Origin of the sequence: Qipengyuania nanhaisediminis, assembly GCF_900115585.1 — a bacterium.
GTDB lineage: Bacteria > Pseudomonadota > Alphaproteobacteria > Sphingomonadales > Sphingomonadaceae > Qipengyuania > Qipengyuania nanhaisediminis.
This window is the reverse complement of record NZ_FOWZ01000003.1, coordinates 81,273-98,429: the sequence shown is the minus strand read 5'-3', so window position 1 is coordinate 98,429 and position 17,157 is coordinate 81,273. Positions and strand designations below refer to the sequence as shown.

The window sequence follows — 17,157 nt, the reverse complement described above, 5'->3', positions numbered from 1 at the left end:
TGGCACAAGACAGGCATGAACACCGCTCGTCCCGATATCCGCCGCGCCAGCTGTCACCCTGGCGAGGGCGCTGCATTTGTCAGCAAATCCAGTGCCTTGATGGCTGTTTCGCCGGGTGACACGGTGTCGCCTTCGTCGCCTTCTGGGAACGCCCGATGGCGCTAGTCCTCTCCACGGACGATACGGGCGGACCTGAAATCTTCGCCTCCGTGCAGGGCGAAGGGCCGAGCATGGGCCGGCCCGTCGCCTTCATGCGCCTGTCGCGCTGCAACCTTGCCTGCGTGTGGTGCGACACGGCCTACACCTGGCATTTCGAAGGCGATAATCGCCCGCACCGCGACGATCGCACCTTCGAGCGAAAAGCCAACCAGGTCACTCTCGACGAGGCCGAGGTCGCCGAACGCATACTGGCGCTGGGTCAGGACCGGCTGGTCATTACCGGCGGGGAGCCGCTGCTGCAGGCTCCGGCGCTTGCAAAGTTGCTGGACCACCTGCCCGATATCAGCGTGGAGATCGAAACCAACGGCACCACCAAGGCCCCGGTCCCGCTCGACATCCGCATCGACCAGTTCAACGTCAGCCCCAAACTGGCGCATAGCGGAAACCCGGCGGATCTCGCGCTGCTGCCCGAGCGGCTCGACGCTTACGCCACCGACCCGCGCGCCTTCTTCAAATTCGTGATCGCGGAACCTTCCGACGTGGACGAGGTGCTGGCTCTTCACGAACGCTATCGCTTCCGCCCGGGCCATGTCTTTTTGATGCCCGAGGGCACCGACAGCGAAACGCTGCGCACCCGCGAGAAATGGCTCGCGGACCTATGCTTGAAGCACGGCTTCCGCATGAGCGACCGCCTGCATATACACCTCTTTGGAGACACAAGAGGGACGTAGCCCTCTTGTGACCCTCAGACGCCGGGCGCCGCACCTCCGTGCGGCTTGGTTTCGCCGCAAAGGCTGCGACGCGCGGTCGCGCTTTGGCTGCCGCGACTTGGGATCGGGCCAGCGGAGGATCGATACGATCGCCAGCCCCCCCTTCCTTCCTAACCCTGGCTGCGCCAGCGCTGGACGGTCCGTTGGACGATGTCTTCCTCGCCGCCGCTCTGGCTCCACATCTCGACGAAGCTCGGATCTTCCGAAGCCGGGCGCTTGACCTCTTCGAGATTGTCGAAGCTGACGCGGATCGGAATGGCGACACCCTCGCCGCAGATGATGCACTCGCGGTTGCGGAGCGCGGGGATGGCATCGAGGAAACCGCGTGCACCTTCGGGCATCGCGGCGCGCACGAAGTCCTGGTCGCGGTCGTTGTTGAGACGCATGGAGATGATCGTACCGCACTGCGACAGCACGCCTTCGGCAAGGTCGGACGGACGCTGCGTGATGAGGCCGAGGCTGATGCCGTACTTACGACCTTCCTTCGCAATGCGCGACAGGATGGTGCCGACGGAGTTGCCGTCGGCGTTCTTCTCGCTCGGCACATAGCGGTGGGCTTCCTCGCAGACGAGGAGGATCGGCGTGGTCTTTTCCTCGCGGCCCCAGATCGCGAAGTCGAAGACCAGGCGGCTGAGCACGGCGACCACGGTCGAGGTGATATCCGAAGGAACGCCCGACACGTCGATGATCGAGATCGGCTTGCCGCCAGCGGGCATGCGGAAGATCTTGGAGATGAAGTCCGCCATCGTGTCGGCGACGAGCATCCCGGAGAACATGAACTGATAACGCGGGTCGGTCTTGAGCTCTTCGAGCTTGTTCTTGATCCGCATGTAAGGTGCGGAGTTCGTCGCCTTGTCAAGCTTACCCATCGCGTCCTGGATCGCGTTCGACAGGTCCGACAGCAGGTACGGAATGGGCGAATCCACCGTGATCTTGCCCATCTGTTCGGCAAGACGGCTCTTCTGCCGCGCTTTCAGCAGGCACCGGGCGAGAATGTCCGCATCGATCTGGCGGTCGTTGCCGTTGCTGGTGAGCAGAACTTCGCAATGCTCTTCGAAGTTCATGATCCAATACGGCATCTGGAGGTTCGAGACGTCGAGGATGACACCGGTCTGGCGGAACGCGGATGCATACTCGCCGTGGGGGTCGATCATGACGATGTGACCTTCGGGCGCTGCCTCGCAGATCCGGTGAAGGATCAGGGCGGCGCTGGTCGATTTACCTGTACCGGTCGAACCGAGGAGGGCGAAGTGCTTGCCCAGCATCGCATCGACAGAGATGCCGGCGCGGATGTCCTTTGTCGGGTAGACCTTGCCGATGGTGACCGCGCTGCGGCCATCGCTAGCGTAGACCTGTTTGAGATCGGCGGTGCTGGCGGGATATACCATCGCGCCAGGCACCGGGTAACGGGTCACACCGCGGCGGAACCCGTGGAGCCTGCCGGTCAGCTTCTCTTCCACGCCTTCACCGAGGAAGTCGATATTGGCGAGAATGCTGCCAGCCTTGCGGTCGCGCTTCTGGTTGCGAACGCTGGCTAGGAGCCAGCTGTTGCCGACGCGGATCTTGATCTGCGAGCCGACCTGCCCGGCCATGGCGACGGAAGGGTCCTTGTCGTCGGCACATTCGGTCAGGCGCTGGAGGTCGATGGCGACTTGCGAGCCGGAACCTGCGATTTCGAGAACTACGCCGATGGGCTGCATCGCGTTATCGCCATCGCCGGTCTGCTCGGGAGTTTCCTCGGGGCTGGACTGCTTTTCGGGAGCAGCGTCGGCAGGTGCTGCTACCGCTTCTTCCCGGGGTGCTGGCTGCGGCGCGGGGCGTTCGGCCTGTTCCTGGGCGGGTGCCGGCGCATAGTCAGGCTGCGGAGTGGCAGCTTCCTGAGGCGCGGCTTGCTGCGTGGCTGCGGGCGGATGTTCGACCTGCGGCTGCGGCTGGGGCTGCGCTTGCGGCTGGTGCACATAGCCGGAGCGCGACACAGCGGGAGCGGGCTGCTGGGCCTGTTCGGAACGGCGGATACGGTCGCGCAGGCTGTTACCGCGCGGCTGCGGCGGCTCTGCCCCGTCTTCCTTCGCCGGGTCGAAAGTCCGGAAGTTGCCCTTGCTCATGTCGTTCATAATTCGGCCCACATCCCTCGTGCAGATCACGCAAAATTGCAGGGGTGGAATGCCGCAGAACGGTTAAAATCGCGTCAACGATGAACTGGAAAGCGCCTCAGAGACGAGCGAAAAGTCGGCCTGCCCCCCAGCCCATCCCGACCGAGAGGAGCACGGCGATCAGGCCGTAGGCGAGCCCCCACTGGTTCGCGCTATCTTCCACGAATCGCTCGAAGCCGACCTTCTTTACCTCGACCTCGGAGACAGCGGACGCGATCACACGGCCCCGCGTTACGGCAAACGTCTCTGCGGTGTAGGTCCCCGTGGTCACGTTGGACGGCAATTCGATACGCGCCTGGTAGAGCACGCTCTCGCTGATCTGCACGCCGCCGAAATCCTCGCGGTAGAGGCCGAGCCTACGCTTCAGGTCGACGAGACCTGCTGCGAACCGCCGCTGCTCTTCGGGATCGATCGACCCGCTGGGCGACAGCTGGATATAGTCCGTGCCGAATTCGTAGATCGCGGCTGTCTTGTCGTCGACGATCTCGGTGATCGGACGCGAGGAAGCGACTGCGAAATAGCTCGGCACCGAGCGGAAGTCACTGCTCTCCGCATTGACCCAGACGCCGATGAAGCGCTCCTTCTCGCGCAGGCGGATCGGCTCGCTCGGCCCTTTGAGAACCACCACGATGTCATAGTCCTGGCCCGCACGTCCGGCCGGATCGAGCACGGCGCCGAACAGCAGTAATTCCTGCCCGACGAAACCCTGCCTCACCTGCACCTCGTGCTGCGAGACTTCCGGAACGAGAACGGGATCGCGCTGCCCCATCAGGAAGAAGGCCGCGAAGAGGAGCAGCATCGCCCTCACAGCGGGTAGACCGTGTAGATTTCATCGGGCCGGTAGAAGAGGCCGAGGAACATGCGGAAGGCAACCAGCAACACGATGGCGGCAAGGACGAGGCGCAGCGCTTCCGGCTTCGCCTTGACCGCGAATTGCGACCCGATCTGCGCGCCCGAGACCGATCCCAGCAGCAACAGCGCGACCAGCACGATGTCCACCGCCCGCGTCGTGACCGAGTGCATGATCGTGGTCGCGATGGTCACGAAGAGAATGTTGAACAGGCTGGTGCCAACGACGACGTTGGCGCTCATGCCCAAGATGTAAAGCATGGCGGGCACGAGGATGAAGCCGCCGCCCACCCCCATTAGCATGGTGAGTATGCCCACCACGATGCCCACGATCAGCGGCGCGAGCGGCGAGATGTAAAGCCCCGATCCGTAGAATCGCCAGCGAAAAGGCAGGCTGGCGACGAGTGGGTGATGGCGACGCCTTGCGGCCTGTGCACCGCCCGTCCCGCGCAGGGTCTGGATCGCTTCCTTCGCCATCAGCAGGCCAATCGATCCAAGCAGGACAACGTAAAGCGCGTTGATGACCACATCGATCTGGCCGATCGAGCGGAAGAAATTGAACAGGAGCGCGCCGAAGCCGGACCCGATCACACCGCCGCCGATCATCACCGCTCCCATGCGGTAATCGACGCCGCGGCGCTTGGAATGCGCGATCACGCCGGAAACGCTGGCGCCGGTCACCTGGGTCGATGCCGATGCTGCAGCCACGGTCGGCGGGATGCCGTAAAAGATCAGCAGCGGTGTCGTCAGGAAGCCGCCGCCCACGCCGAACAGGCCGGACAGGATGCCCGTAAGCGCCCCAAGCGCGACGATTACCAGTCCGTCGACGGACAGGTTTGCAATGGGGAGATAGACATCCATTGCCCCGCCCTATCGCAGCGTCACTCTCTATTAAAGCTGAACCGTGTCAAAAGCCCGTTGAAAGGGTGAATGCCGGTCCGTTCCCTGGTTCGGCATCGCCTGCAACCCGGACGCGGTAATCGAGCGAGAGGCGTGCGGACACCTCGCCCATGCGTACGTCCATGCTGGCGGTTGGCCCTACATCCAGGCGGCTCGCGCCCTTCTGCGCCCCGCCCCAAGCGCCGGCCCCCGCGTTGAGATCGGCCTCGACCTTTCCAAGGTCGAAGCGCGCCGCCTCGCGCTCCGCCACCGCCATCCCGTCTACGAAAGCGCTGGAATAGCTTCCTGCCACATAGCCGACCTGGCCATATCCGCGCACCGTCACGCCAAGCGGCAAACCGTTCCGCTCCACCCCTGCCGTAGCAAAGAGCGCGGGGCGGATTTCGAGTTGGCCCGATCGATCGGACAATCGCGCCTCTGCATGAAGCTGCACAGGCATGCCGGCAAACGGACGCGCGCGCAGTCCGAAAGCGGCCTCGCTTTCCCGCGGCTCCCGCAGCGCGGCGCTTGCCCTGAGATAAACCGCTGGCTGGTGACTTGATGAATGGGCCAAGCGATGGGAGAGCACGCCACCGACCTGGCTCGCACCATAGCTCGAGGGGCGGTCTCCGCCAGAGATCGAGCTACGGCCATTGCCGCGAAGCAAAAGCCAGCCGTCGAAACGCCAGGGCCTTGCTTTCCTTTGCGCCCCTTCCGGCAAGGGAATGGCAGCTTGCGCGCTACCCTCTTTCTGCTCGAGAGCCGCGGCAACACTCTGGGGCATGGGCAAGCGCGACATCGCGGCCATCCACATCAGATTGTGTCCAGTTACGCTGCGGTCCTGAACGAAATGCGGAGGCTGTTCCGCGCTGGCGGGCAGAATTTGCAGCGGCGGCGCATCCAGCGAGACAGGCATGTCGCGAGGCGCTATTTCAAGCAGGTCCGGGTCGCCTGCGCTTTCATAGGGCATTGCATGTTCGACTGGTTCGCCCGCGGCCATTTGCTCGACCACAGGCAATTCCAGACTACGGAGCAATTCCTGCGGCCAGGGATTTTCCCATGTCATGAGCCTCAGCGTCATCCATCCGCCTAGCAGCACGAACAGGAACACGAGCGGCTGCCCACGGCGCTTGGCCGATGCCCCGATCATGCGAATGCTGCCCTGGGCGTGCGAGCGAGGGGTGATCGTGATGTTCGGTCTTGTCCCAGACGACCGGCGCACCGCGCAGACTGCGCCAATAGGCGACCAATGCGCGTCGACCGCTCATGATGGCGATGACATTGGAAACGAGGACTCGCGGAACAGCGATTAGGCCCTGCTTCAGTCCAAACTCTCTGCCCGTGAACAACCCGCGCACCGCCAGCCGCCAGACCAGGCCGAACATGGTGAAAACCAGCAGGCCGCGCAGGATTGGTGAAGGCTCCAACGTCGCGACCAAGCCTGCAGCGATCGAAACCTGCGAGACTATCGCCGCGAGGACAAGGAGATAGGCGATCGCCAAGACCAAGGCTGCCAGGGGGCCACGCCGGTCGCGCAGCGTCATCCAGCGTTCTGCCACCGTCCCGCGCCAGCCGAGGCGATCCCACCCCTGAAGTGCGATGCCGTGGGTCCAGCGGGTCTTCTGGCGCAAGGCGGCGGAAAGATCACAAGGGAAAAATGCGCGGGTGGCAACAAGGCGGCCGTCAGGTGTCCTTGCCCTGAGGAACCGTCCGGTTCCTCCGACAGCGCAAATCCGCTGGCCCAGTTCGTAATCTTCGGTGAGCGAGGCGGAAGCGAAGGGCTCTCCTTCGTGGAGCCTGGCCAGTTCATCCAGCATGGGCCGCCTGATCGCGTAGCCGACACCACCTCCGGGAACGGACACGCCAAGCGCATCGCGAACTACCATCGCCTTGGCGTGCGATTCCGCGAATTCGTCGGAATAGTGGCCGGCGATCCACGGCGAATCCGATTGCGGCAGGGCCATGACCGGCAACTGGATGAAATCGTCATGCCATATCGCCCGGTCCAGCGTGACCAGCGCTGCTTCGTCGACCATGTCCTCGGCATCGTGCAACACCACCATGTGTGCCTTGACGCATAGGCGTGCCTCGTCGTCGCACAGGGCCCGATAGAGCCGGTTGAGGCAATGAGCCTTGCTGGTCGGGCCATCCGCCCCGACGATTACCACGCGGATCCGCTCATCGCTGCGCGCGGCCACTGCTACCGATGCGATCGTGGCCGCATCGTTGCGATAGCAGCCGACGTAGATCCGCACGTCGTCTTGGGGCCAGGCTGACAGCGCATGGGCCAGCGTCGGCCCGATCACTGCGTCCTCCTGCCAGGCCGGGATGAAGATCGCGGCCATTCCGGACAGTTCTTGACGGAAGTAGCCTCTCCCCCCGACTTCCATCGGTTTCGCCCTGCCCGTCAGCCTCAACCATAGATAGGTCAGGTCGATTGCAAGCTCATCGATCAGTCCAATGGCGAAGAACACCGCGGCAAGAAGCAACAGCTCGTGCTGAAGCAACGCAAGCCATTCGGCAGACGTAAATTGTGCGACCGGCAACCCTTTATCCCCCTGTCGCTTCCCTAACCTGCAGAATAGCCCCTTGCAACGCACGATGCTTTGCGAAAGAGAGCACGCGATATGAGTAACCGTCCTTCACCCATCCGCCTCGTTTTCGCACCGGTACGCGCGCTCTTTGTCAGCGATGCGTCCGCGGGTATCCTGCTGATCCTGGTTGCCATCGCTGCAATGCTGGCCGCCAACTCCGCTTTGGCAGAGGATTACCATCACCTGTTCCACGGTGAGCTGTTCAGCGCCGACGTGTTCAAGCTGAACACCCTGCACCTGTGGATCAACGACGGACTGATGGCGATCTTCTTCTTCGTCGTCGGCCTCGAGGTGAAGCGCGAGTGGATCGAAGGGCAACTGTCGGACAACGACCAGCGCAAGATGCCGGTCCTTGCGGCTGCTGCGGGGATGATCTTTCCCGCGCTGGTCTATCTGTTCTTCGTCAATGCCGAAGGCGCAGGCGAATTGACCCGCGGCTGGGCGATCCCGGCGGCGACCGACATTGCTTTCGCCATGGGTGTTCTGGGCCTGCTCGGCAGCCGGGTGCCCGCTTCGCTGCGGCTCTTCCTGCTTACCGTCGCCATCGTCGATGACATCGGCGCGGTGCTGGTGATCGCGCTGTTCTACACCGCCAACTTGAAGGTCATGTGGCTGCTGGCCGCAGCAGTGGTTGTCGGCATCATGATGGTCATGAACCGAGCGCGCATTTCGGCTTACACACCATTCATCCTGATGGCCGTCGTGCTCTGGTTCCTGGTACTCAATTCGGGCGTTCACGCCACGATTGCAGGCGTCGTCGCTGCGCTGACCATTCCTATGCGCGGCAAGGACGACGACACCATGCTCGAACATCTCGAGCATGGTCTCGCGCCGTGGAGCGCCTATCTCATCGTACCGGTCTTCGGTTTTGCCAATGCAGGTGTCGAGATTGGCAATCTGGGCATGGAAGGCATTATCGCACCGCTGCCGCTGGCGATTGCCGCAGGCCTCTTCTTCGGCAAGCAGGTGGGCATTCTATCGGCAATCTACGCAGCCGACCGGCTCGGCTTCGCGCCGCGCCCCGATGGCGCCAGCTGGACGGAAATATGGGGCGTATCGATCCTGTGCGGTATCGGCTTCACCATGTCGCTCTTCATCTCCGGCCTGGCATTTGTCGGAAATGCGCTGCTGATTGAGGAAGCCAAGATCGGCATCCTGATGGGCTCGTTCATTTCGGCAGTGGTCGGCTACACCATCCTGCGCATGACGACGGACCACCCGGACGATCAGAAGTCGCCCTATATCGACAAGGAAGATCTCTGAGGTCGGAGGTTTACCAGCTGCCGGTGTTCGGCATGCTGGCCCAGGGTTCGGCAGGTTCCAGGTAACCGTCCTGCAGCAGCTCGATGGAAATGCCATCGGGCGTGCGGACGAAGGCCATGTGCCCGTCACGCGGGGGGCGGTTGATCGTGTGTCCCGCATCGACCAGCCGCTGGCAGGTGTCGTAGATGTCGTCGACCCGGTAAGCGAGATGTCCGAAGTTGCGGCCGCCGTCGTATTGCTCCCCCTCGCTGCCGTCTTCGGGCGGCCAGTTGTAGGTCAGCTCGACCTCGGCAACGCCTTCTTCTCCCGGCGCGGCAAGGAAAATCAGGGTGAAGCGACCCTGTTCACTGTCCTTGCGGCGCACTTCCTTCAGTCCGATCAGTTCGAAAAAGGCGACAGTGGCGTCGGGATCGGTGACGCGGATCATGGAGTGAAGATATTGGGTCATGCGGCCTACTTAGGAAGCAGCCTGACCAAGAAAAAGGGGGCCCGCCCGAAAGGACGCGCCCCCGATTTGTTGGCGTGAAGCCTCGCTTTAGAAACTGGCCGTCACGGTTCCCACGATCGCATCGTCGGTAAAGCCGTCGATCGAGGGGCCTTCGACGCCGATATAGGAAATGCCGACTTCAAGCGGGCCTGCAGCATAGCTGGCACCGATCGACCAATCGAGACCGCTGTCGTCCGTATCGCCAGCGAGCAGCGGCGGCGCGAGTACGCCGTCGGTATATCCGAGGTGACCGGTTACGGTTAGCGGAGTTCCGGGCAGGCCGGTGCTGAGGTCTGTGTAGACGTAAAGGTTGTCGTCCCCGCCAAGCGAATCCTGTTCCCAGGCGTAGGCGGCACCCACAGTCGCTTCTGCCGGACCAAGGTTGAAGCCGATCGAGGCGTAAGGCTCCCAGTAGTCGGTATCGAGACCAAGTTCTTCGGAGGGGTAGAGATAGTAGAGCAGGCCGACATCGACGCTGACACCTTCGCTGAGCTGGCCCGACCAGCCGCCGTAGATGTCAAATTCCATCTCGCCGTAGGATGGGCCACCATCGATCGAAGACGCCCACACACCGGCGTAGAAGCCGCTGTCATGAGCCACATCGAGACCGCCCTGGATAGCCGGATCGCCGCCGGACAGCGAAACGCCGCGGAAACGGTAATCGGTCACGAGCGAGACATTCGCCGAAACGGTCACACCGTCAGTGTCGGCATCGTCCTGCGCGAGTGCGGGAGAAGAAAGGCCGCATGCAAGAGCGGCGAGCGAAACGGCCAATCGGCCGCGAAAGGACGTGAGCATATTCGAACTCCTTGGGTTCGGTTTGGTGCTTCGTCCCACCTGCGTTCTCGCCGGGTCCCGGTTTTTAAGAAGGGCTCCTCGGTCGAAATCGCAATGATCGTGCAGCAACGCTTGATTCGGCGCAAGATTACTTGAGATACTTTTGTCTATCGTGACGTTAAGCGTGGCTATTGTGCAACTGCGAAGGTGTTAAGCTGCGGCTCAGCGCTTGCTGCTATATCGGCTGTGCACTAGATGCGCACAGCACGAGCGTGCCGCCAGAGAAACCATGATCAAGTCCCTACGCAATCTCTTCCGCAAACCTGAAAAGGACCGCCGCATCGCGCGCGTCCCCGAGGGCGAGCGTTGGTATGTGATCGGCGACATTCACGGACGGCTCGACCTGCTCGAGGCGTTGCAGGCTGCCATCGAGGAAGACGATGCGCAGGCGGGCGCGGCAGACACGACGGTCGTCTTCCTTGGCGATCTCGTCGACCGTGGCCCCGACAGCGCGGGCGTCATCAAGCTTGCCCGCAAATGGGGCAAGAAGCGCAAGGTCCGCTATCTGGCGGGCAATCACGAAGAGATGTTCCTCGACAGCTTCACCGACAAGGAAACGCTGCGGCATTTCCTGCGTCATGGCGGGCGCGAGACGGTGCTCAGCTACGGAGTGAAGAAAAAGGAATACAACCGCATGCAGCTCGAAGAGGTGCAGAAGGTTATGCAGAAGGCAGTGCCTGCCAAGGATCGCGAATTCCTCGAAAGCTTCGAAGAAATCATCGTCGTCGGCGACTATGTCCTCGCCCATGCCGGGATCAATCCCAAGCGCGCCGTCGACGACCAGAAGCGCAAGGACCTGTTGTGGATCCGCGACCGCTTCCTTTCCCACGCAGAGCCGCTCAGCCATGTCGTGGTGCACGGCCATACGATTTTCGAAGAGGTCGAAGACAATGGCAACCGGATCGGGGTCGATACCGGGGCATTTCGTACCGGCCGCCTGACCGCACTCGTTCTCGAAGGTGATCAACGGCGCACGATCCAGGCCACGCAGGCCGAAGACGGCAGCATCACCGCTTCGTAAATCCGGTTAGTCGGTAAAAGCGCCAGGGGGCCTGTAAGCCGGGTTCTGTCTCCGCAGACGGTATCCGAAACCGGACCGTATCCGCGGCGGCAGCCATTCGTCTGGGCCGCGGATCGCTCCGCGGCTCAAGCAGCCAACCCGGGCGGTCGCAGCTGTTACACTCGGGGCGAAACACCCCGGCCCTCTTGCGAGAGCGCGCCACCCCTATTCGGCCTTGCTCCGGGTGGGGTTTGCCATGCGAGCGCTGTTACCAGAACCCCGGTGCGCTCTTACCGCACCCTTTCAGCCTTGCCTGATCTCCCGAAAGAGCCATCGGCGGTCTACTCTCTGCGGCACTTTCCCTACGGTTGCCCGCGGCGGGCGTTACCCGCCACCCTCGTTTCGTGGAGCCCGGACTTTCCTCGGATGCAAGCACCCGCGGCTGCCCGGCCCCCTGGCACGCGTTCATATAAGGAGGGATGACCAGAAGGGAAAGCGTCTTAGCGCGTCACGCCCCGGTCGCGGTCGAGCAGCAACTGGAAGAGGATCGCGCGCACTTCGCCGTCGATCTCGCCATCGATCTTGCGCGGACGCCAGCGGCGCTGGAAGGCTTCGACCGCCTTGTGTCCATCGGTAATGTCGTAACCGAACCGTTCGAGCGCGAGATAGAACGCGCCGTCATTGTCGAACGGATCGCCGAGTTCGATCTTGGGTGTCGGCAGGCACAGCCCGTATTCGGCCAGCCTTTCCCACGGGAAGAGCTCGCCCGGATCGATCTTGCGCGCCGGCGCGACGTCGGAATGGCCGACCACATTGGCGCGGGGAATATTGTGCTCTTTCACCATCCGCGCGACCAGCGGTACGAGGGCTTCGAACTGCGCTTCGCTGAAGTCCCTGTAACCGTGCAAATGGCCGGGATGATCCAGTTCGATCCCGATGCTGGCTGAATTCACGTCCTTGTGGCCACGCCAGTAGGACAGGCCTGCGTGCCACGCGCGCTTTTCTTCAGGGACGAGACGAGTCACCTCGCCCGCTTCGGAAATGAGGTAATGTGCAGAAACCTTGGCTTCCGGATCGCACATACGCTCCAGCGCGACATCGGGGCCGGTCATCTCGGTATAATGGATGACCACCATCGAGACCGGCAGGGTGCGCTCGTCGAAATTGGGCGAGAGACGCTCGTGGTGGACGAGTTCGTCTCCGGTCGAGCCGCCCTCGCCGCTCAACCGATCAGCCCTTCCGGCTCGGGCAGGACCGCACCAAGCACCAGGGCTTCGTCGGTGCGCGCATATTGCAGACCGCCACCCGATTCCTCGGCCAGCAGAGCGATCATGTGCGCTGCGGCAGTGCGGCTCGACAGCTCGGAGGACGGCAGGCTGCCTTCGATCGCCTTCCCGATGGTTTCGTCAAAAGCGATCTTGGGCCCGGTGGCGCGAACCACGATCTCGCAATTGCCGTCGCGCACTTCCGCGCCGACATCCAGCGTGCCGCCCCGCACCAGTGCATCGATTGCGATCTGGGCGAAATTGAGCAGGACCTTCACGGAAGGCTTGGAAAGATTGGCGGTCTCGATCGCCCAGTTGATCTGGATCTTGTCGTTATCGCCCGCCAGCGCCTCGATCAGCGAGCGCGGTTCCGCCACGTCGACGCGGTCGCCGAAGCCGCCTGCCGCACCGAACGCGAGGCGGAAGAACTTGAGCTTGTTGGTGGAAATCGTCGCGCTCTGTTCGAGCAGTTCCATCACGCTCTTGCGCATTTCCGGATCGGTTTCCATCGCCAGCAATTCGAGCCCGTTGCTCAGGGCCCCCACCGGGCTCAACATGTCATGGCAAAGGCGCGAGCAAAGCATTGCCGCAAGATCGGTGGGATTGCTGTCGGTCATTAAAGCCCCGTCGGGAGTGGAAATCGGTTGCGCTCTTCTAGCGTTCGCGAACCACATAGGGAAGCGCTGTGAAGCCGCCATCCCCTGCCCGCCAGAAGGTGACTCGATCCAGCGCGATTATCCCCCAGACCGCCCCGTCGCCTGCAGCCATGGCCGCATCTTCGGGTGAAGGGCCTTCGCGGCCGTTCGGGTGCGAGTGATAATATCCCAGCACTTGCCAGCCGCCGTTGCGGGCATCGCGGTGTGCGTCGACAAGCTGATGCGGGTCGATCTCGAAGTGCTTTTCGGGATTTGGATGGACGTTCGCCGCGGGGCGAATTTCGACGATGTTTTCGTCCTCGCCCAAGAGCAAGCCGCAGCACTCGCGCGGGTGCGCCCCGGCAGCTTCGGATAGCATGGCCTCGACAAGGCGGCTTGAGAGTTCGAGCGTCATCGCCCATGGCCGATAGCATGTCTTCGCCGGAAATCCTCACTGGAGTGCTGACTTCGCCCGGAAGGCTCGACAAGGCGCTGGCCGAAGCGTCCAGCCTGTCACGCGAGAGGATCAAGGCGCTGATCGCCGAAGGCGCGGTGACGATCGGCAAGACCGTCGCGAAATCGGCCTCCGCCAAGGTGCAGGGCGAGGAGAACTGGCGCATTGCCCTGCCCGCTCCGACGCCGCTCGACACGCCCGCGCAGGATATTCCGCTGGTGATCGTTTACGAGGATGACGACCTGCTCGTCGTCGACAAACCGGCCGGGATGGTGGTCCACCCCGCTGCGGGAAACCAGGACGGAACGCTGGTCAACGCGCTGCTCCATCATTGCAGGGGCAAGCTGTCCGGGATCAATGGGGTCGAGCGGCCCGGTATCGTCCACCGGATCGACAAGGATACGAGTGGCCTGCTGGTCGTGGCCAAATCGGATGCCGCCCACGAAGGGCTCGCCGCGCAATTCGCCGATCACTCGATTACCCGCCGTTACCTCGCGATATGCGCAGGCCACCCCAAACCTCCTTCGGGCACCGTATCGGGCAGGATTGGCCGCTCCGACCGTGACCGCAAGAAGATGGCGGTGCTGCCCAACACCTCTTCGCGCGGGAAACACGCGGTTACCCATTACGAGACGCTGCGCCTGCTCACCCACTGCGCATTGATCGAATGCAGGCTCGAAACAGGGCGTACACACCAGGTCCGCGTTCACTGTGCATCAATCGGTCATGCGCTATTAGGAGACCCTGTCTACGGCCGCACTCCCAAGCCCCTGCGAGCCTTGCTCGACGAACTGCATTTCGAACGCCAGGCCCTCCATGCGGCACGTCTGGGATTCAGGCATCCTATCAACGGTGAAACCCTGGATTTCCGCGCCGAAATGCCTGCCGATATGCGGGAACTTATCGACGAAACCGCACGTTGAAATCGACGAAAGACAGATGCATTTTTCCGCGGATTGCGGTATAAGTAACGCAGTGGCCCGATAGACCGGATGCCCATCAGGGGTCCGGCAAACGAGGTCGACGCTAGAAAGGTCAGGAATAAGTGAGCAACACCAAATCTTTGAGCGTTCCGGCGCTCGGCGGGGAGCAGAGCCTCAACCGCTATCTTTCCGAAATCAAGAAGTTCCCGGTGCTGACGCAAGAGCAGGAATACATGCTCGCGAAGCGCTACGAGGAACACGACGATCCCGATGCTGCGGCGCAGCTCGTGACGTCGCACCTGCGACTCGTTTCGAAAATCGCGATGGGTTACCGCGGCTATGGCCTGCCGGTTTCCGATCTCATTTCCGAAGGTAACGTCGGCCTCATGCAGGGCGTGAAGAAGTTCGAAGCCGACCGCGGCTTCCGCCTCGCGACCTATGCGATGTGGTGGATCAAGGCGAGCATCCAGGAATACATCCTGCGCAGCTGGTCGCTCGTGAAAATGGGTACCACCGCCGCGCAGAAGAAGCTGTTCTTCAATCTGCGCCGCATGAAGAAGAATCTCGACGCTTACGAGGATACGGACCTTCATCCCGACGATGTGAACAAGATCGCGACCGATCTCGGCGTGCCCGAGCAGGAAGTGATCAACATGAACCGCCGGATGATGATGGGCGGCGACGGTTCGCTCAACGTCTCCATGCGCAATGGCGAAGAAGGCTCGGGCGAATGGCTCGACTGGCTGACCGACGATCGTCCGCTGCAGGACGAGACGGTTGCCGATGCGGAAGAAAAGGAAGTCCGCCACGAAATGCTCGTGGAAGCGATGGACAGCCTGAACGACCGCGAAAAGCACATCCTCACCGAGCGTCGCCTGACGGACAATCCGCAGACGCTCGAGGAGCTGAGCCAGGTCTACTCGGTCAGCCGCGAACGCATCCGCCAGATCGAGGTCCGTGCTTTTGAGAAGCTGCAGAAGGCGATGAAGGCCATTGCCGGCGAAAGGCTTCTGCCGGGCGCCGCTTGAAGCGCGACCATATGACATCGAAACGGCGCGGGGCTTTCCTCGCGCCGTTTTTTTATCCAAGGGCAATCCATGCGTTTTCTCGTCCGCTTCCTGTTCAAGTTCCTGCTCGGCTTCGTCGCCCTCAGCCTGCTGTTGGTGCTGACGTTCAAGTTCGTGCCCGTACCGGTGACGGCGACCATGGTGATGAACGGTGACGGGATCACCAAGGATTGGGAGCCGCTGTCGAACATCGACCGGAACCTTGTGAGGGCCGTTATCGCGGCTGAGGACGGCAAGTTCTGTACGCATGACGGCTTCGACCGCGAGGCTATCGAGAATGCCATCGAGCAGAACGCCAAGGGTGGCCGGATCCGCGGCGGATCGACGATCAGCCAGCAGACCGCGAAGAACGTCTTCCTGTGGCAGGGTGGCGGCTATTTCCGCAAAGGGCTGGAAGCCTGGTTCACTGTCCTGATCGAGAATATCTGGGACAAGCGGCGGATCATGGAAGTCTACCTGAATGTCGCGGAGACGGGCATCGGGACCTATGGCGCCGAAGCGGGAGCACAGCGTTATTTCCGCAAGTCGGCGGCGAGCCTCACGCCTCTTGAGGCGGCACGCATGGCCGCTGCCCTTCCGCTGCCGCAGGAACGCTCCGTGACAAATCCCGGCGGCTGGCTGCGCAGGCACGGGAATACGATTTCGGCGCGCATTGGCGTTGTGGCGCGGGACGGGCTCGACAGCTGCATCTACGAATAGACTCTTTCTCCTGACAGGATATCTTGCTGTATTGTTTGCCTTTCGGGGCCAGTGATGGTCTGAGGGCAGGAAGCAACGCAAGGAAGGCACCGGCACTTGGGCATCGGCCACAGCCATGATCATACAGGCGGGCATGACCACGACCATTCGGGGCACGGGCATTCCCATGCGCCGAAGGATTTCGGCCGCGCATTCCTGATCGGCATCATCCTCAACACCGGCTTCGTCATCGTCGAGGCGGTGTACGGGTGGATTTCCGGCTCGATGGCGCTGATCGCGGATGCCGGGCACAACCTCTCCGACGTGCTGGCGCTGCTGCTGGCCTGGGGCGCGAGCGTTGCCGCCAAGCGTCCGCCGAACGAGCGGTTCACCTATGGCTACAAGAGCTCGACCATTCTGGCGGCCCTTGCCAATGCCGCACTGCTGCTGGTCGCGATCGGCGCGATAGCGTTCGAGACGGCACACCGCATTTCCGATCCCCAGCCGGTCCAGGGCATGACCATGGTCATCGTCGCGGGTATCGGCATCGCCATCAATACCGGCACTGCCCTCCTCTTCCTGCGCGGTCGGGAACATGACCTCAACATTCGCGGCGCTTTCCTGCACATGGCAGCCGATGCGTTGGTGAGCCTTGGTGTCGTCCTCGCCGGTATCGCCATCATCTATACCGGCGCACTGTGGATCGATCCGGCGGTCAGCCTCGTCATCGTCGCCGTTATCGCGTGGGGTACCTGGGGCCTGCTGAAGGACAGTGTCGCAATGAGCCTGCTGGCGGTGCCGAAAGGTATCTCGGAAAAGTCCGTGCGCACTTACCTCGCCTCGCTCGACGGGGTGGAGGCCGTCCATGATCTCCATATCTGGCCGATGTCGACCACCGAGACCGCGCTTACGGCGCATCTCGTGATGCCAGCCGGCCATCCCGGCGACGAATTCCTCTCCGAAGTCGCGGACGAACTGGAACATCACCACCGGATCCACCACGCCACGATTCAGATCGAGAAAACACGGTCACAGAAATCGAATTTCTGCGCCTAGAAAACCGCAGAATTCAGCCGTTTCTCCGGAACGTCAGTCCTGCCGAGTGCTTGTGTCACTGGACGGGCAGAAAATTCGGAGAGTTTCC

General features: G+C 62.4%; 17 protein-coding genes and 1 other RNA gene. 7 read left to right on the top strand and 11 right to left on the bottom strand.

Going from position 1 to position 17,157, the window contains the following annotated elements; all coding sequences use genetic code 11:
- Positions 1-155 precede the first annotated feature (155 nt).
- Positions 156-890 carry a 7-carboxy-7-deazaguanine synthase QueE gene (locus tag BM173_RS09350; protein WP_090480576.1) on the top strand — a complete coding sequence of 245 codons (735 nt, stop codon included), beginning with the start codon at positions 156-158 and terminating at the stop codon, positions 888-890.
- Between the two features lie 149 nt (positions 891-1,039).
- Here BM173_RS09350 and BM173_RS09345 read toward each other — a convergent pair whose 3' ends face one another.
- From BM173_RS09345 to BM173_RS09325, 5 genes are all read right to left on the bottom strand, one after another.
- A complete protein-coding gene (locus tag BM173_RS09345; RefSeq protein ID WP_425438806.1) occupies positions 1,040-3,043 on the bottom strand; it encodes an ATP-binding protein in 2,004 nt (667 codons plus the stop codon).
- A gap of 97 nt (positions 3,044-3,140) precedes the next feature.
- The gene (locus BM173_RS09340; RefSeq protein ID WP_090480573.1) at positions 3,141-3,881 is read right to left on the bottom strand and encodes a TIGR02186 family protein; all 741 of its coding nucleotides are present in this window, start codon (positions 3,879-3,881) and stop codon (positions 3,141-3,143) included.
- A 5-nt stretch (positions 3,882-3,886) separates the two neighbouring features.
- Positions 3,887-4,792 (bottom strand): sulfite exporter TauE/SafE family protein, encoded by a 906-nt coding sequence (locus BM173_RS09335; RefSeq protein WP_090480570.1) that lies wholly within the window; start codon positions 4,790-4,792, stop codon positions 3,887-3,889.
- Between the two features lie 46 nt (positions 4,793-4,838).
- Complete coding sequence (locus BM173_RS09330) at positions 4,839-5,810, bottom strand: hypothetical protein (protein WP_090480568.1); 972 nt, start codon at positions 5,808-5,810, stop codon at positions 4,839-4,841.
- Positions 5,811-5,835: 25 nt separating this feature from the next.
- A complete protein-coding gene (locus BM173_RS09325; protein WP_342741976.1) occupies positions 5,836-7,410 on the bottom strand; it encodes a glycosyl transferase family protein in 1,575 nt (524 codons plus the stop codon).
- A 27-nt stretch (positions 7,411-7,437) separates the two neighbouring features.
- Between BM173_RS09325 and nhaA the strand changes: the two genes are divergently transcribed.
- Positions 7,438-8,667, top strand: a complete 1,230-nt coding sequence (gene nhaA, locus BM173_RS09320; RefSeq protein ID WP_090480562.1) for a Na+/H+ antiporter NhaA — start codon at positions 7,438-7,440, stop codon at positions 8,665-8,667.
- 10 nt (positions 8,668-8,677) lie between these two features.
- Here nhaA and BM173_RS09315 read toward each other — a convergent pair whose 3' ends face one another.
- Positions 8,678-9,115, bottom strand: coding sequence for a VOC family protein (locus tag BM173_RS09315; protein WP_090480559.1), 438 nt, complete (start codon positions 9,113-9,115; stop codon positions 8,678-8,680).
- 87 nt (positions 9,116-9,202) lie between these two features.
- Entirely contained in the window at positions 9,203-9,952 is a 750-nt protein-coding gene (locus tag BM173_RS09310; RefSeq protein WP_090480556.1) for a TorF family putative porin, read from the bottom strand.
- 268 nt (positions 9,953-10,220) lie between these two features.
- Here BM173_RS09310 and BM173_RS09305 point away from each other — a divergent pair, with 268 nt between their 5' ends.
- Positions 10,221-11,012, top strand: coding sequence for a metallophosphoesterase family protein (locus BM173_RS09305; RefSeq protein ID WP_090480553.1), 792 nt, complete (start codon positions 10,221-10,223; stop codon positions 11,010-11,012).
- Between the two features lie 18 nt (positions 11,013-11,030).
- On the opposite strand, the gene rnpB is transcribed toward BM173_RS09305, so the two are convergent.
- From rnpB to BM173_RS09285, 4 genes are all read right to left on the bottom strand, one after another.
- An RNA gene (gene rnpB / locus BM173_RS09300) (RNase P RNA component class A) lies at positions 11,031-11,449 on the bottom strand.
- Between the two features lie 42 nt (positions 11,450-11,491).
- Complete coding sequence (locus BM173_RS09295) at positions 11,492-12,127, bottom strand: N-acetylmuramoyl-L-alanine amidase (protein ID WP_090481541.1); 636 nt, start codon at positions 12,125-12,127, stop codon at positions 11,492-11,494.
- Between the two features lie 86 nt (positions 12,128-12,213).
- On the bottom strand, positions 12,214-12,873 hold the full coding sequence (locus tag BM173_RS09290) for a histidine phosphotransferase family protein (protein ID WP_090480550.1): 660 nt from the start codon (positions 12,871-12,873) through the stop codon (positions 12,214-12,216).
- 37 nt (positions 12,874-12,910) lie between these two features.
- Positions 12,911-13,306 (bottom strand): M67 family metallopeptidase, encoded by a 396-nt coding sequence (locus BM173_RS09285; RefSeq protein ID WP_090480548.1) that lies wholly within the window; start codon positions 13,304-13,306, stop codon positions 12,911-12,913.
- Between the two features lie 17 nt (positions 13,307-13,323).
- On the opposite strand from BM173_RS09285, the gene BM173_RS09280 reads away from it, so the two are divergent.
- The 4 genes from BM173_RS09280 (at position 13,324) to BM173_RS09265 (ending at position 17,069) form a co-directional block, all read left to right on the top strand.
- The gene (locus BM173_RS09280) at positions 13,324-14,268 is read left to right on the top strand and encodes an RluA family pseudouridine synthase (RefSeq protein ID WP_090481538.1); all 945 of its coding nucleotides are present in this window, start codon (positions 13,324-13,326) and stop codon (positions 14,266-14,268) included.
- Positions 14,269-14,390: 122 nt separating this feature from the next.
- Positions 14,391-15,296, top strand: coding sequence for an RNA polymerase sigma factor RpoH (gene rpoH / locus BM173_RS09275; protein ID WP_177201865.1), 906 nt, complete (start codon positions 14,391-14,393; stop codon positions 15,294-15,296).
- A gap of 69 nt (positions 15,297-15,365) precedes the next feature.
- On the top strand, positions 15,366-16,034 hold the full coding sequence (mtgA, locus tag BM173_RS09270; protein WP_090480543.1) for a monofunctional biosynthetic peptidoglycan transglycosylase: 669 nt from the start codon (positions 15,366-15,368) through the stop codon (positions 16,032-16,034).
- 96 nt (positions 16,035-16,130) lie between these two features.
- Positions 16,131-17,069 (top strand): cation diffusion facilitator family transporter, encoded by a 939-nt coding sequence (locus BM173_RS09265; RefSeq protein WP_090480540.1) that lies wholly within the window; start codon positions 16,131-16,133, stop codon positions 17,067-17,069.
- Positions 17,070-17,157 lie beyond the last annotated feature (88 nt).

Coding starts and splice junctions, on each gene's coding strand:
- BM173_RS09350 (WP_090480576.1), top strand. CDS start 156: ATGGCGCTAGTCCTCTCCACGGACGATACGGGCGGACCTGAAATCTTC.
- BM173_RS09345 (WP_425438806.1), bottom strand. CDS start 3,043: ATGAACGACATGAGCAAGGGCAACTTCCGGACTTTCGACCCGGCGAAG.
- BM173_RS09340 (WP_090480573.1), bottom strand. CDS start 3,881: ATGCTGCTCCTCTTCGCGGCCTTCTTCCTGATGGGGCAGCGCGATCCC.
- BM173_RS09335 (WP_090480570.1), bottom strand. CDS start 4,792: ATGGATGTCTATCTCCCCATTGCAAACCTGTCCGTCGACGGACTGGTA.
- BM173_RS09330 (WP_090480568.1), bottom strand. CDS start 5,810: ATGGCCGCGGGCGAACCAGTCGAACATGCAATGCCCTATGAAAGCGCA.
- nhaA (WP_090480562.1), top strand. CDS start 7,438: ATGAGTAACCGTCCTTCACCCATCCGCCTCGTTTTCGCACCGGTACGC.
- BM173_RS09315 (WP_090480559.1), bottom strand. CDS start 9,115: ATGACCCAATATCTTCACTCCATGATCCGCGTCACCGATCCCGACGCC.
- BM173_RS09310 (WP_090480556.1), bottom strand. CDS start 9,952: ATGCTCACGTCCTTTCGCGGCCGATTGGCCGTTTCGCTCGCCGCTCTT.
- BM173_RS09305 (WP_090480553.1), top strand. CDS start 10,221: ATGATCAAGTCCCTACGCAATCTCTTCCGCAAACCTGAAAAGGACCGC.
- BM173_RS09295 (WP_090481541.1), bottom strand. CDS start 12,127: ATGGTGGTCATCCATTATACCGAGATGACCGGCCCCGATGTCGCGCTG.
- BM173_RS09290 (WP_090480550.1), bottom strand. CDS start 12,873: ATGACCGACAGCAATCCCACCGATCTTGCGGCAATGCTTTGCTCGCGC.
- BM173_RS09285 (WP_090480548.1), bottom strand. CDS start 13,306: ATGACGCTCGAACTCTCAAGCCGCCTTGTCGAGGCCATGCTATCCGAA.
- BM173_RS09280 (WP_090481538.1), top strand. CDS start 13,324: ATGTCTTCGCCGGAAATCCTCACTGGAGTGCTGACTTCGCCCGGAAGG.
- mtgA (WP_090480543.1), top strand. CDS start 15,366: ATGCGTTTTCTCGTCCGCTTCCTGTTCAAGTTCCTGCTCGGCTTCGTC.